At 66.5% G+C, this 14,023-nt stretch carries 3 protein-coding genes and 1 pseudogene (1 of these 4 only partly in view); 1 reads left to right on the forward strand and 3 read right to left on the reverse strand.

Features of this window, described 5'->3' with window-relative positions; genetic code table 11:
• The 3 genes and pseudogenes from D886_RS0114335 to D886_RS0114345 all read right to left on the reverse strand — a co-directional run.
• Window positions 1–5,538 (reverse strand): annotated as a pseudogene (locus tag D886_RS0114335) (non-ribosomal peptide synthetase) (it extends 651 nt beyond the left edge of the window).
• A 1-nt stretch (window position 5,539) separates the two neighbouring features.
• On the reverse strand, window positions 5,540–12,019 hold the full coding sequence (locus D886_RS0114340) for a non-ribosomal peptide synthetase (protein WP_027594584.1): 6,480 nt from the start codon (window positions 12,017–12,019) through the stop codon (window positions 5,540–5,542).
• 377 nt (window positions 12,020–12,396) lie between these two features.
• Entirely contained in the window at window positions 12,397–13,380 is a 984-nt protein-coding gene (locus D886_RS0114345) for a TauD/TfdA family dioxygenase (protein WP_027594585.1), read from the reverse strand.
• Window positions 13,381–13,559: 179 nt separating this feature from the next.
• Between D886_RS0114345 and azu the strand changes: the two genes are divergently transcribed.
• On the forward strand, window positions 13,560–14,012 hold the full coding sequence (gene azu, locus D886_RS0114350) for an azurin (protein ID WP_027594586.1): 453 nt from the start codon (window positions 13,560–13,562) through the stop codon (window positions 14,010–14,012).
• The last annotated feature ends 11 nt before the right edge of the window (window positions 14,013–14,023 follow it).

The following is a 14,023-nucleotide window of genomic DNA, read 5'->3' on the forward strand; positions in this document are numbered from 1 at the left end:
CTCGGCACGGGGCGCGCCAATCACCGGCAGGGTGTTGATGAACAGGCCGATCTGCTCTTCCACCCCGGCGAGGTCCGCGGGGCGGCCGGCCACCGTGGCGCCGAAGCACACGCTGGCCTGACCGGTGCAGCGCTGCAACAGCAGCAACCAGGCCGATTGCACCAGGGTGTTGACGGTAACGCGGTTAGCGCGGGCGAAGGCTTCGATGCGGGCGGTCTGCTCGGCATCGAGGGCCAGGCGATGATCACCGTAGCCGCTGCCCGCATCGCCTGCGCTACCGGCAATGGCCTGGGCCAGGCGCGTCGGCTCGTCGAGCGCGGCCAGCTGGGCCTGCCAGAAGGCTTCGGCGACCGCCGCGTCCTGGCCTTGCAGCCAGGCGATATAGTCGCAGTAGTGCGTGGTCTGGGCCTTTGGCGCCATGCCTGTGTAACGTTGCAGCACTTCGCCCAGGAGGCGTGAGGTGCTCCAGCCATCCATCAAGATGTGGTGGTTGGTGTAGATCAGGTGGTGGCGGGCTTCGCCCGTTTGCACCAGCACCAGGCGCAGCAGCGGCGCTTCGGTCAGGTCGAACGCTTGTTGGCGCTCGCCTTCGGCCAGCGCCTGCAGGGCCTGCTCAAGCGCCGGCTGGCCACGCCAGTCATGCTCGCTGCACGGCAACGCCACCGATTTGCGCACCACCTGCACGGCCTGCTCCAGCTCGCCCTGCAGGACGAAACCGCTGCGCAGGATGTCATGGGCATCGAGCGCGGCCTGCCAGGCCTGCTTGAAGCGCTGCACATCCAGCCCCTCGACATCGACCCGCAACTGGTTGATGTAGTTGCCGGCCTGTTGGTCGTAGAGCGTGTGGAACAGCATGCCCTGCTGCATCGGCGACAGCGGATACACATCGGCGATCTGCGCTGCAGGTACAGGCAAGCTGTCCAACTGGCCCTGGGTGAGCGCGGCCAATGGGAAGTCTGAAGGCGTCACGCCGTGGTGCTGCGCCTGGCAGCAATGCTCGACCAACTCGGCCAGTGCCTGCTCGTAGGCCTGGGCCAGCTGCTGGATGGTTTCCGGGCGGTAGACGTCGTCGCTGTAGGTCCACTCCATGAACAGCTCGCCGCCATACACCTGGCCGGTGATGCTCAGCCAGTTGCCCAGTTGCGCACCGGCGCATTGGGTACGCCCGGCGCTTTCGCCGCTCGGGCTGAACACGGCAGCATCGTCGGTCGTGAAACTGCTGTCGAACTGGCCCAGGTAGTTGAAGGTGACGCGTGGCTGCGCAGTGCCGCTGAGCCGCTCACGTACCGGGGTGTCGCCCAGGTAACGCAGCAAGCCGTAACCGATGCCCTTGTCCGGCACCGCGCGCAATTGCTCTTTGATTGCCTTGATCGACGGGCCCAGCGCCTGGCCAGGGGCAAGGCGTACCGGGAACACGCTGGTGAACCAACCCACCGTGCGGCTGAGGTCAAGGTCGTCGAACAGGTCTTCGCGGCCATGGCCTTCCAGTTGCACCAGCACCTCGTCCTGCGCGCTCCACTGGCACAGGGTACGCGCCAGCGCGGTCAGCAGCAGGTCGTTGACCTGGGTGCGGTAGGCGGCGGGTGCCTGCTTCAGCAACTGGGCGGTACGCGCGGCATCCAACCGCGATGCAGCGGTGCGGGCATGCGGGTTGCCCAGGCTGCCCTGCGGGTTGTCACGCGGCAGTTCTGCCGGGCTGCCTTGCAGCACCTGCTGCCAGTAGTCAGCCTGGGCGTGCAGCGCTGGGCTGCTGGCGTGAGTGACCAGGCGCTCTGCCCAGGTTTTCACGCCGCAGGTTTTGGCCGGCAGGCTAACGACTTGCCCGTTCAGGCGTTGCTGGTAAGCCTCTTGCAGGTCCTCCAGCAGTACCCGCCATGACACGCCGTCTACCACCAGGTGGTGAATGACCAACAGCAAACGCTGCTGGCCATCGGCGACGTCGAACAGTTCGGCACGCAGCAGCGGCCCGTGCTCCAGGTCGAGGCTGGCTTGCGCCTGAGTGCCCGCAGCGTCCAGTTCGCTCAACGCCGCGAGGCTGCGCTGGCGCAGCACCGGCGAAGCGTCCAGGGCCTGGAAGCGCGCTTGCCACTGGCCGTTCTGGCGGCTAAAGCGCAGGCGCAAGGCATCGTGCTGTTCCAGCACCGCACGCAGGGCCGACTCCAGGTGCTCCACTTGCACACGCTGGGCCGGTTTCAGCAGCACCGACTGGTTCCAGTGCGCAGGCTGGGCGATGTCCATCTCGAAGAAACGCACCTGGGCCGGCAGCAGCGCCACCTCACCGCGGGTCGCGGTATCTACGGGGGCTGCAAGCGGTTGCTTGGCTTCGATGAGCTTGGCGACCTGGGCCAGTTGGCCAACGGTCTGCTGTTCGAACAGTTGCTTGGGGGTGATCTTGATGCCTTGGCGCTTGGCCCGGGCAATGATTTGCAGGCTGAGGATGGAGTCGCCACCCAACTCGAAGAAGTTGTCGCTGCTGCCCACGCGTTCCAGCTTGAGCACATCGGCCCACACGGCGGCGAGCTTCTCTTCGACCTCGCCTTCTGGGGCCACATAGCCGCGGCTTACCGCGCCCGGTGTGGGCAAGGCACGCTTGTCGAGCTTGCCGTTGGCGGTCAGTGGCAGGCGCTCGAGCAACAGGATGTGTGCGGGCACCATGTAGTCAGGCAGGTGCGTCTGCAGGTGCGCCTGCAACTGCTGCGTGCTCATGCCCCCTTCAGCCACCAGGTAGGCCACCAACTGCAGGCGCTCGGCATCGCCTTCCAGCGGCACGGCCAGGACCACGGCGTCGCTGACACCGGGCAGCCCAGCGATGACTCGGCCGATTTCACCCGGCTCGACGCGATAGCCACGGATTTTCACTTGGTCATCGGCACGCCCGATGAATTCGATCAGGCCTTCAGCACTCATTCGCGCTCGGTCGCCCGTGCGGTACAGGCGGGCGCCACCCGGGGCCGGTACAAAGCGTTCGGCCGTCAGCCCCGGCTGGCCCAGGTAGCCCTGGGCAACGCCCTGCCCCCCCAGGTACAGCTCGCCGGCCACGTGCGGCGCCAGCGGGTTGAGGTAACCATCGAGCACCTGGGCGCAGGCATTGCCCAGCGGGCGACCGACCGGCACTGTGCGGCAGCCTTGCAGACGCTGGCTTGGCTCGAAGGTCAGCACGCCGACCGTGGTCTCGGTCGGGCCGTAGTGGTTGATGACCCGGCACCCCGGGCGCAACTCACGAACTTTTTCCAACAGGCTCCAGGGGCACGCTTCGCCGCCCAGAATCAACGCTTCAGCAGGCAGCACCTCGGCGGCGCGGGACGCTTGCAGCAGGCCTTGCAGGTGGCTTGGCACCAGCTTCACCACGCCCACCTGGTGCTGCGCCATGTAGCTGGCAAACCCGTCGGGGTCGAAGGCCAGTTCCTGCGGCAACAAATGCAGCAGGCGGCCCGAGGCCAGGGCACCGAACAGCACGGTGTGGCCCAGGTCGGCGGCGGTGGTGGACACCATGGCCATGCTCGCGCCGGCGGGCAGTTGCAGGCGCTCCAGCACGGCTTGGATGTAGCTGGCCAGCGACCCGTGGCTGACCACCACGCCTTTCGGCTGGCCGGTCGAGCCCGAGGTGTAGATGAGGTAGGCCGGCTGTTCAGGGCTGACTGCAACCGCTACTCGGCTGTCGCTGCAGCCTGCCCAGGTGGCGGGTTCACAGGCAACCGCCTGTACCCCGTCGAGGCCCGCGAAGCGTGTATCGCTCGGCTCATGCAGCAGCACGGCAGCGCCACTGTCGACGATCAACTGCTGCAAGCGCTCTTGCGGCTGCTGGGTGTCCAGCGGCAGGTAAGCGGCCCCGGTCTTGAGGACTGCCAGCAAGGCCGTAACCCACTCGATGGAGCGCGGCAGGCACAGGGCAACGATGCTGCCGGCACCGACGCCGCGCTGGCGCAGGTAGTCGGCCACGCGGTTGGACGCAGCGTCCAGCCCGGCCTGGGTCATGAAGCGGTCACCTGCACGCACGCCACCCTGGGCCTGCCCTTGGGCCATCGCCTGGTGCCACAGGGCAAGGAAGTCGCGGTGCGGGTAAGCTGCTGGCGCGGCCTGCTGCTGCGCCGCCACTTCAAGGTGTTCGACGATCGGCGTGTGCGGGGCGTGGCTGAGCACGTCCAGCACGCGCCGCAGCGAATCCGCCAGGCGCTGAATGGTGGCCTGCTCGAACAGGTCGGTGGCGTAGGTGAAGTACCCCTCGATGCCTTCGGGTTTGTCCGAGAAGTCGAAGGCCAGGTCAAAGCGCGCATCGCCTCCTTCGCGGGCAAAGCCTTCTACCTCCAGCTCGCCCAGGCGCTTGCGCGAGGGGTCGCCGGCCGCCACGTGCTGGTTGATCTTGAACTGGAACAGCGGGTTGTGGGCCAGGTTGCGCTCTGGCAGCAAAGCATCCACCAGGTGCTCGAACGGCAGCTCCTGATGCGACTGGGCGCCGCCGATCACGTCCTTGACCTGTTCCAGCAGCGCAGCGAAGGTCGCGCGCTCGTCCACTTGCACGCGCAGCACTTGGGTATTGATGAAGAAGCCGATCAGGCCTTCCAGCTCTTTGCGGTTACGCCCGGCATTCGGCGCGCCGATGCGGATGTCCGACTGCCCGCTGTAGCGCGACAGCACCACCGCCATGGCCGCCAGCATCAGCACGAATACGGTGTGGCCGCCCTTGCGTGCCTGGGCGCGCAAAGCCTCGGCCTGCTCGGCGCCGATGTTCAGTTTGAGCACCGCGCCGCGATAGCTCGGCGTGGCCGGCCGCTCGAAGTCCAGCGGCAGGCTCAGCAACGGCTGCTCGTCACCCAGTTGCGCCTGCCAGTACGCCAGCTGGCGCTGGGCCTCACCGGCCTCCAGCCAGGCACGCTGCCAGATCGCATAATCGGCGTACTGGATCGGCAGGGCCGGCAATTCGGCCTGACGGCCTTCAGCCAACGCGGTGTACAGCTGGATGAATTCCTGCACCAGCAGGTCGCTCGACCAACCGTCGGAGATGATGTGGTGCATGCTCAGGGCCAGCACATGGTGCTCGGCGTCCACGCGCAGCAGCGTAACCCGCATCAACGGCCCGGCCAGCAGGTCGAACGGCTGCTTCAGCGCGGCATCGACAGCCAGGCTCAAGGCGGCTTCATCGTCCTGGCACTCGACCACGTCCAGCAGCAGCGGGCAGGCGTCGAGAATGTCCTGATGGAACTCGCCTTCATCCGAGACGAAGCGGGTACGCAGTGATTCATGGCGGCTGACCAGCGCATCCAGCGCCTGCTGCAATACCGCCAGGTCGAGTGCGCCCTTGAGGCGCACGGCCATCGGCACGTTATAGGCCGGGCTATCGGGCTCCAACTGCCACAGGAACAGCAAGCGCTGCTGGGCAAACGACAACGGAATGCGCGCCAGGCCCTGGCGTGCGGGCACGATGGGCAACAGGCGGAAGCTTTGCCCGGTGGCCTGCATTTTCTCCAGGATCTGCTGACGCTGCTCCACAGGGAGGCCGACGAAGCGTTGGGCAATGCGTTGTGCTGCAGTGAGTTCCATGTCAGGCCTCTGTGAATTCATTCATCATTTTTTCGATATCGCTCAGGCCATCGTCGCTCAGCGACAGGCCCTGCTCGTCCAGTGCCTGGGCGAACGCACGCAGCTCGGGGTGGGCGAAGATCAGCCGCAGGGGCAGGTCCAGGCCCAGCTCCACGTTGATGCGCGAAACCGCCTGTGCGGCCAGCAGGGAGTGGCCGCCGAGCTCGAAGAAGTTGTCGTTCAGGCCAACCTGGCCGAGGTTCAGTAATTGCGCCCAGATCTGCGCCAGTTGCTGTTGCAGTTCGGTCTGCGGCGCTTCGTAGTCGTGCTGCGGCTGGCTGGGGTCGGGCAGCGGCAGCGCCTTGCGGTCGAGCTTGCCGCTGGGGGTCAGCGGCATGTTCGGCAGGGTCACCAGGTAGGACGGGATCATGTAGTCCGGCAGGCTAGCCTTGAGGTACTGCTTGAGCGCCTGGCGCAGGTCGCCAGTGCTGCCTTCGACAGGCACGGCATAGGCGCACAGCTGCTTGCCGCTGGGCAGGTCGATGGCCAGTACCGTTGCCTCGCGCACATCCGGGTGCGCGCGCAGGTACTGCTCGATCTCGCCCAGTTCAATGCGGAAGCCGCGCACTTTCACCTGGTGGTCAGCTCGCCCGCGATAGGCCAGTTGCCCCTGCTCGTCGTAGTAGCCGAGGTCGCCGGTGCGGTACAAACGGCCTCCACCCACGGGGTCGAACGGGTCGGGAATGAAGCGTTCGGCTGTCAGCGATGGGCGTTGGTGGTAACCCCGCGCCAGGCACCCTGCCCCGCCGATGAACAGTTCGCCCGACACGCCGACCGGGGTTGGCGCCAGGCCGTCGTCCAGGGCGTGCAAGGTCCGGCCTGGCAACGCGCGGCCAATCGGCACGCCGCCTGCGCTGATCTGCTCAGGCGTCATTGGCGAGCAGTCGAACGTGGTGGCGACCACGGTCGCCTCGGTCGGGCCGTAGGTGTTGAGCAGGCGCACCGCCGGCGGCCCGTCGGCCAGCCAGGCGCGCAGGGCATCTTCCGGCACCGCTTCTCCGCCCACGTGGATCTGCTTGAGCCGGCCATAGGCCTCGGGTGCGCGACGCTCCAGGGCCAGGAGGCGCCAGTAGGCCGCCGGCAGGTCGGCCACGGTAACCCCGTGGCGGTTGATCTCGTCCACCAGGGTGTTGGTGTCCCACAGCCGCAGGTCGCGCAGCACCACGCAAGCGCCTTGCGCCAGCGGCGGGAAAAACTGCTCGATGAAGCCGTCGAAGCTGAAGGTAGCGAACTGCAGCACACGGTCTTCCGGGCTCAGGCGCGAGTAGTCGCCAGCCACCTGGCAGAACACCGATAAGGCATGGTGATCGATGGCCACACCCTTGGGCATGCCGGTGGAACCGGAGGTGTAGATGACATAGGCGAGGTTGTGCGGCGCGGCCAAGTTCGGCAGCGGCTCGGCTGGCCAGGCGTGCAGCCACTGGGTGCCGGGTTCGAGCACCACGCAAGGCAGCTGCTTATCCAACTGCAAGCGCGCCAGCGACGGCGCATCGGCCAGCAGCAGGCCGATGCCGCTGTCCTCGACCATGTACGCCAGGCGCTCTTGCGGGTAGTCCGGGTCCAGCGGCACATAGGCACCGCCAGCCTTGTGAATGGCGATCAGCGCCAGCGCCATGCCCAGGCCGCGCTCGACGGCTACACCTACCAGGCGGTCTGGGCCTACGCCCAGGGCACGCAGGCGGTGGGCCAACTGGTTACTGCAGCGGTCCAGCTCGGCGTAGCTCAGTTGCTGGTCGTCGAAAATAAGCGCCACGGCGTCGGGCCGCGCACTTGCCTGGCGTTCCAGCAACTGGTGCGCACACAGGCCGCTGCTGGCCTGCGGTGCCGGGTTCCAGCCTTGAGTCAGTTGACGGCGCTCAGCGTCGGCCAAGAAGTCCAGCTCGGCGATGCAGCGCTGCGGCTCGGCACAGATGGCTTCGAGCAGCGCTTGCCAGTGCCCGGCCATGCGCTCGATACGCGCTGCATCGAACAAGTCGGTGGAGTAGTTGAACGAGGCCGTTACACCGTCGGAACGTTCCAGGGTGTTGAGCGAGATGTCGTATTGCGCGCCCGGCTCCAGCAGGTCCACTTCCCGGACCTTGAGGCCGTGCAGGGCATCGCTGGACACCTGCTCGCCCAAGTCGCGCAAATGGTTGTACAGCACCTGGAAGAACGGGTTCACGCCCTGGTCGCGCTCGGGGTACAGGGCTTCGGCCACCTCAAGGAACGGCACGTCCTTGTTGGCCTGGGCCTGCAACGTGGTCTCCTTGATCGCGGCCAGCAGTTGCGGGAACGGCAGGCTGCCATCGACGCCCACCCGCGCCACTACCACGTTGATGAAGAAGCCGATCAGCCCTTCGAGCTCCAGGCGGTTGCGGTTGGTGACCGGCACGCCGATGTTGATCGTGTCCTTGCGGCTGTAGCGCGACAGCACGATGGCATAGGCCGCCAAAAAGACATGGAACAGCGTGGCATTGGACGACACCGCCAATGCCCGCAGGCGCTCGGTCAGGGCCAGCGGCAGGCGCACATCGAAGCGGCTGCCCTGGTAGCTTTTGACCTGCGGGCGAATACGGTCGGCGGGCAGTTCGAGGACCTCGAAGTCGTCTTCAAGGCGCGCCTTCCAATAGTCGATCTGTGCCTGCATCTGCCCCTCGTCCAGCCATTTGCGTTGCCAGGCGGCGAAGTCGGCGTACTGCACCGGCAGCGGTTCAATGGCCCGCACCTGGCCGCTGGCGGCCGCGTTGTAGGCCGCTGCGAACTCGCGTACCAGCAGGCTCATCGACCAACCGTCGGAGACGATGTGGTGCAGGGTCAGCGACAGCAGGTGCTCTTGCGCATGCACCTTGAACAGGCGGGCACGCAGCAGTGGGCCGTGCTCCAGGTCGAACGGGGCGAAGGCTTCGGCCTCCAGCTTGCGCATCTGCGCGGCTTCGTCCTGGCCACTGAGGTCTTCGAAACCGATCGGCACCGAGGCGGCGGGCAGGATGCGTTGCCACGGCAAACCGTTGGCTTCGACGAATACCGTGCGCAGTGACTCGTGGCGCGCCACCAGCGCATCCAGCGCGGCCTGCACCGCAGCACGGTCGAGGGTGCCTTGCATGCGCACGGCCATTGGCGTGTTGTAGGCCAGGCTTTCGGGGTTGAGCTTCCAGAACAGCCACTGGCGGTTTTGCGAGCGGGACACCGGCAGTGGCTGCTCGCGGTCGAGGATATCGATCTCAAGCCCAGCGCCCTGCTCGCCCTCAGCCACTGCCTGGGCGAAGGCCTGCAGGTCGACCGTGTCGAACAGGGTACGCAGCGGGATGTCCAGGCCCAGGTGCTTGCGCACCCGCGATACGGCCTGGGTGGCCAGCAGCGAGTGCCCGCCCAAGGCAAAGAAGTTGTCGCTCAGGCCCACCTGCGGCACCTGCAGCACTTCAGCCCAGATCTGCGCCAGTTGCACCTGCAGCGGGGTCACCGGTGCCTGGTAAACCGCCTGGGTGGCCACCGGCTCGGGCAGCGCCTTGACGTCGACCTTGCCGTTGACCGTGACCGGCAGTTGCGCCAGCACCATCAGGTGGGTCGGCACCATGTGCTCGGGCAGCAGGCCTTTGAGCGTGGCGCGAATCGTGCCCTGCCAAGCTTGGCTGTCTGCCGGCATTTGGCTGGGCACCAGCCAGGCCGCCAGCACCGCTTCCGGTGCCTGGCCCTTGACCCGGACCACGGCGTTGGCGACGCCTTCCAGGCTAAGCAACTGCTGCTCGATCTCGGCAAGTTCCACGCGGTAACCGCGGATTTTCACCTGGCCGTCCATGCGCCCGGCAAACTGCAGCTCGCCAGCGGCGTTGTGCCGTACCCAGTCGCCACTGCGGTACAGGCGTTCGCCCTGTGCACCACTTGGGTCGGGCACGAAGCGCTCGGCGGTGAGCGCCGGGCGGCCGAGGTAGCCACGGGCAAGGCCGGCGCCGCCGATGTACAGCTCGCCCTTGGCCTTGGCCGGCAGTGGCTGCAGGCAGCTGTCGAGCACGCTGACGGTTGCGTTGGCCAGCGGTTGGCCGAGCGACGCCTGATCGTCCAATTCAGCCACCAGCACGCCGACCGTGGTCTCGGTCGGGCCGTAGTGGTTGAACACCTTGAGTGCCGGCGCCAGGGCGCGGATTTTGCCGAGCAGGCCCGGGCTGATGGCTTCGCCGCCCAGCACCAGGCACTGGCCAGGCAGTGCCGCGCGACCGGCGACCAACATGGCCTCCAGGTGCGAGGGCACGATCTTAACGGCGTCCACCTGGTGCTGTGCCAGGTAGGCCGCAAAGCCCTCGGCATCCAACACTTGCTCGCGCCGCATCAGGTGCAAGGTCTGGCCGCCACACAGGGCGCCGAACAGCATGGTGTGGCCAAGGTCCGCTGCCGGGGTCGAGACTTGCGCCATGCTGTGGATCTGCCCCACCGGCAGGCGTGCGGCGATGCCCTCAACGTAGTTGCCCAAGGCGCCATGGCTGATCGCGACGCCCTTGGGCTGGCCGGTGGTGCCGGAGGTGTAGATCACGTAGGCGAGGTTGGCTGCGGCAGCACCAGGGCGTGGCGTGTTTTGGCTTAGGGCTTGGGTATGTTCCCACGCCAGGCGGGAAACGCCTTCTGGCAGTTCCGCCTGCCAGTTGCCAGGCGCCAGCACCCGCTGGGTGCCGCTGTCGGTGAGCAAGTAGGCCAGGCGTTCGGCCGGTTGTTCAGGCTCCAGGGGCAGGTACGCGCCGCCCGCCTTGAGCACGCCGAGGATGCTGGCGAGCATGCCGACACTGCGGTCAGCCAGCACGCCGACCAGGGTGTCTGGCTGCACGCCGGCTTCGACCAGCCTGTCGGCGATGGCCTCGGCGCGGGCGTCGAGTTCGGCGTAGCTGGCTGCCTCGCCGGCGGCCATCACTGCGGTGCGCGCGGGGTGGCGGCGGGCGGCGTCGGCAAAGCGCTGGTGAACCAGCAGTGGTTCGACCAAATGACCTGGCACACCCCGAGTGGCTGCCAGGCCAGGCAACGGCAACTCGCCCACCGCGCCAGCGGTGTCATCGGCCAGCGCCTGCACCAGGGCCAGCCATTGCTCGCCCAGGGCCTCGACAGTGGCCGCATCAAACACGTCCAGGGCATAAGTGAAGGCCGCATGCAGCTGCCCGGCACGCTCGTGGGTATCCAGCGCCAGGTCGAAACGGGCGCTGTGCTTTTCCAGGGTGATCGGCGCCAGGCTCAGCCCGGAGCGGGTCTTGATGGCTTCGACATCCGCCACCTGGGCCTGGTGGTTGAACAGCACGCGGAACAGCGGGCTGTCGGTGCTGCGGGGCAGGTCCAAGGCTTCGACCAGTTGCTCAAACGGCAGGTCCTGGTGGCTCTGCGCGCCCACGGCGGTTTCGCGTACGCGCTGCAACAGGCCGGTGATATCCAGCAGCGGGTCAAGCTCGGTGTGCAGCACTTGGGTATTGATGAAGCAGCCGATCAAACCCTGGCTTTCGGCGCGGTTGCGGTTGGCGATGGGCACGCCGACGCGGATTGCGCCCTGCCCGCTGTAGCGCTGCAGCAGCAGCTTGAAGGCCGCCAGCAAAACCATGAACAAGGTAACGTTGTGCCGACGCGCCAGGCCGCGCAGGCGCTCGGCGACATCGGCAGCAATCGGGAATGCGTGGCGAGCGCCGCGGTAGCTTGGCCGGCCTTTGCGGGTGCGGTCCAGCGGCAGCTCCAGCGGGGCGTGATCATCGCCCAGGCGCGCCTGCCAGTACGCCAGCTGGCGGTCCTGCTCACCGGCCTCGAGCCAGCTGCGCTGCCACAGGGCGTAGTCACGGTACTGGATCGGCAGGGGCTCGAGTGTGGCTTGGGTGCCGGCCACGGCGGCGTCGTAGAGGTGCAGGAATTCGTCGATCAACACGTTCATCGACCAGCCATCGGCGACGATGTGGTGCAGGGTCAGCAGCAGGACATGTTCCTGCGCTGCCAGTTGCAGCAGGCGCACGCGCAGCAGCGGGCCGGTGGCCAAGTCGAAAGGCGCCAGGGCCTCTGCTTCGGCAATCGATTCGAGGGCGTGTTGGCGGGCCGCTTCGGCCAGCTCGCTCAGGCAGTCCTGGCGCAATTGCAGCGGGGCCGCGACGGCATCCACGTGCTGACGCACGTCATCGCCGTCGGCGACAAAGCGGGTGCGCAGGGTTTCGTGGCGGGCGACCAGGGCGTCGAATGCGTGTTGCAGGGCGCTCAGGTCCAATGGGCCATTCAGGCGCACGGCCATTGGCAGGTTATAGGCTGCGCCTTGGGGGTCGAGCTGCCAGAGGAACCACATGCGCCGCTGGGCGTAGGACAACCGGTCACGCTCGTCGACCTCGACACTCGGCGCAATCGGCAGCACCGAGAAGTCCATGCCCTCGCCCTGCAGCGCCTTGAGGAACAGGCGGCGCTTGTCGGGGCTGAGTTCGATGAAGCGGCGGGCGAGTTTGAGCGTCTGTTCAGCATTCATGTCGAGCGGTGTCCTGGCAGTCGAGCGGTAACTGTCAGACGAAGGCATGGGGGGCTGATTTAGGGGTGGCCAGTTTTGGGGGCTGCTGGGCGCATGCCTTAAGGGTTGTGGCGCCTATGAGATCGAGCGCCGCCCGCGCGGCGCTTCGCAGCACAAGGCTGCTCCTACATCTGTTTCCGGCCAGTAAAGCCTGTGATAGAGGCGCGCGACCGCCTTGTTTGTTCGACTCGATATCGTGTCAGGCGCCAAGGGTCCGCGCGCTAATGCCTCAGGAATAATTGGCCCGAAATAGATGTAGGAGCAGCCTTGTGCTGCGAAGCGCCGCGCGGGCGGCGCTCGATCTCACAGGCGATAAAACTCCCAAGGCATGCACCTCCTCACCGCCCCACCTGCGAATGCCCCTGCGCCATCGCCACCACCACCTTGCGCTTCCCCGTAAACGGCGAACGCGCATGCGCCGCGAGCATGTTGTCGAGCATCAGCACATCATTCTCCAGCCAAGGGAAACTGATAGTGCACTCATCCAACACCCCGCGTATCTCATCAAGCAACGCGTCCTCAATGGTCGAGCCATCGCCGTAATACACATTACGCGGCAGGTCCTCTTCCTCGACGATGTCCATCAACGACTCCCGCACCTCCGGCTGCAGGTTAGACACATGGAACAGGTGCGCCTGGTTGAACCACACGTCCTCCCCCGTCACCGGATGACGCGCTACCACCTGGCAGCGTTGGCGTGTGCGCAACTCGCCATCCTCCTTCCAGATGCATTCAATGGCATGCGCACGGCAGTAGGCCTCGACCTGCCGCGGGTCTTCGGTGTTGAACACCTGCGACCATTCCACGTCCAGGCCGTTGCCGTAGTTACGTACATACATCAGGCCCTTCTCGACCAAGCGCTCGCGAATACGCGCTGGCATCCGCCGATACACCTCGCGGCTGTCGGCTATCGGCGTCTCGCCGCCGGTCTCGGCGGGGATCACGCTGTAGAACCAGATCTTCATCGGCCACTCGAGGGTGTAGGCCTGCTCGTTGTGCAGCGGGATGCTCTGGTGCGCCGGGTACTCGGTCGAGGTGTAAACGCCTTGGGTCACGTTGCTGCGCGGCGTGGAGCCGAACTCGTAGTTGAGCAGCGGGTGACCGAACGCGGCGGCGAACTGGCGAAAAGCCTCAGCCCCGCCCACCTGGAAGCCCCTGAACAGGATGCCGCCTGCGTGCAGCAGGTGGCGGTCAACCAGCGGTTTCAGCTCGTCGAACGCGTCGAGCAGGTCGATGCCAGGCTCCGGCGCGCGCACCAACAACGGCAGGTCGCCGCGGGCAGCGTCCAGGGGTTCGATCGCAAAGCTCAGCAATTCACTCATGTACCGTCACCTCAAGCCAGGGCCGCCGTGGCGGCGAAAGGGATGCTGCGCCATCAGGGCGCCTGACTAGATGAACGAGCATGCCCGGCAGAAATTCACCCGCGCGAACACACAGGTAAAGCGAACGCGCGCCGGTTCGTCTGAACGATGTGCACCCTTTTATCGTCCAGGAACCCTACATGACTCGCCAGCTTCTGCTCCTCGCCTTGCTTGCCGCCGCCCCTGCCGTCGCCTGGTCGGCCGAGCACTGCGCCGTGGACATCCACGGCACCGACCAGATGACCTTCGACAAGGCCGAAATCACCATCCCCAAGGCCTGCACGTCGTTCACCGTCACCCTCGCCCACCCTGGCGAAATGCCGAAGAACGTGATGGGCCATAACTGGGTCCTGAGCAGCCAGGCAGACATGCAGGGCGTGCTGGACGACGGCCTTAAGGCAGGCGAGGCACAGGACTACGTGAAGCCCGGCGATACCCGGGTCATCGCCCATACCCGCCTGATTGGCGGTGGCGAAAAAGACAGCGTCACCCTCGACACCCGTTCGTTGAAGGCCGGCACTGCCTACAGCTTCTACTGCTCGTTCCCGTTCCACAGCACCTTGATGAAGGGCACCCTGGCCCTCGGGAGCTGACCCCGCCGCGC

The organism is Pseudomonas sp. LAIL14HWK12:I7 (assembly GCF_000483465.1).
Lineage (GTDB): Bacteria > Pseudomonadota > Gammaproteobacteria > Pseudomonadales > Pseudomonadaceae > Aquipseudomonas > Aquipseudomonas kermanshahensis.

Coding starts and splice junctions, on each gene's coding strand:
- D886_RS0114340 (WP_027594584.1), bottom strand. CDS start 12,019: ATGAATGCTGAACAGACGCTCAAACTCGCCCGCCGCTTCATCGAACTC.
- D886_RS0114345 (WP_027594585.1), bottom strand. CDS start 13,380: ATGAGTGAATTGCTGAGCTTTGCGATCGAACCCCTGGACGCTGCCCGC.
- azu (WP_027594586.1), top strand. CDS start 13,560: ATGACTCGCCAGCTTCTGCTCCTCGCCTTGCTTGCCGCCGCCCCTGCC.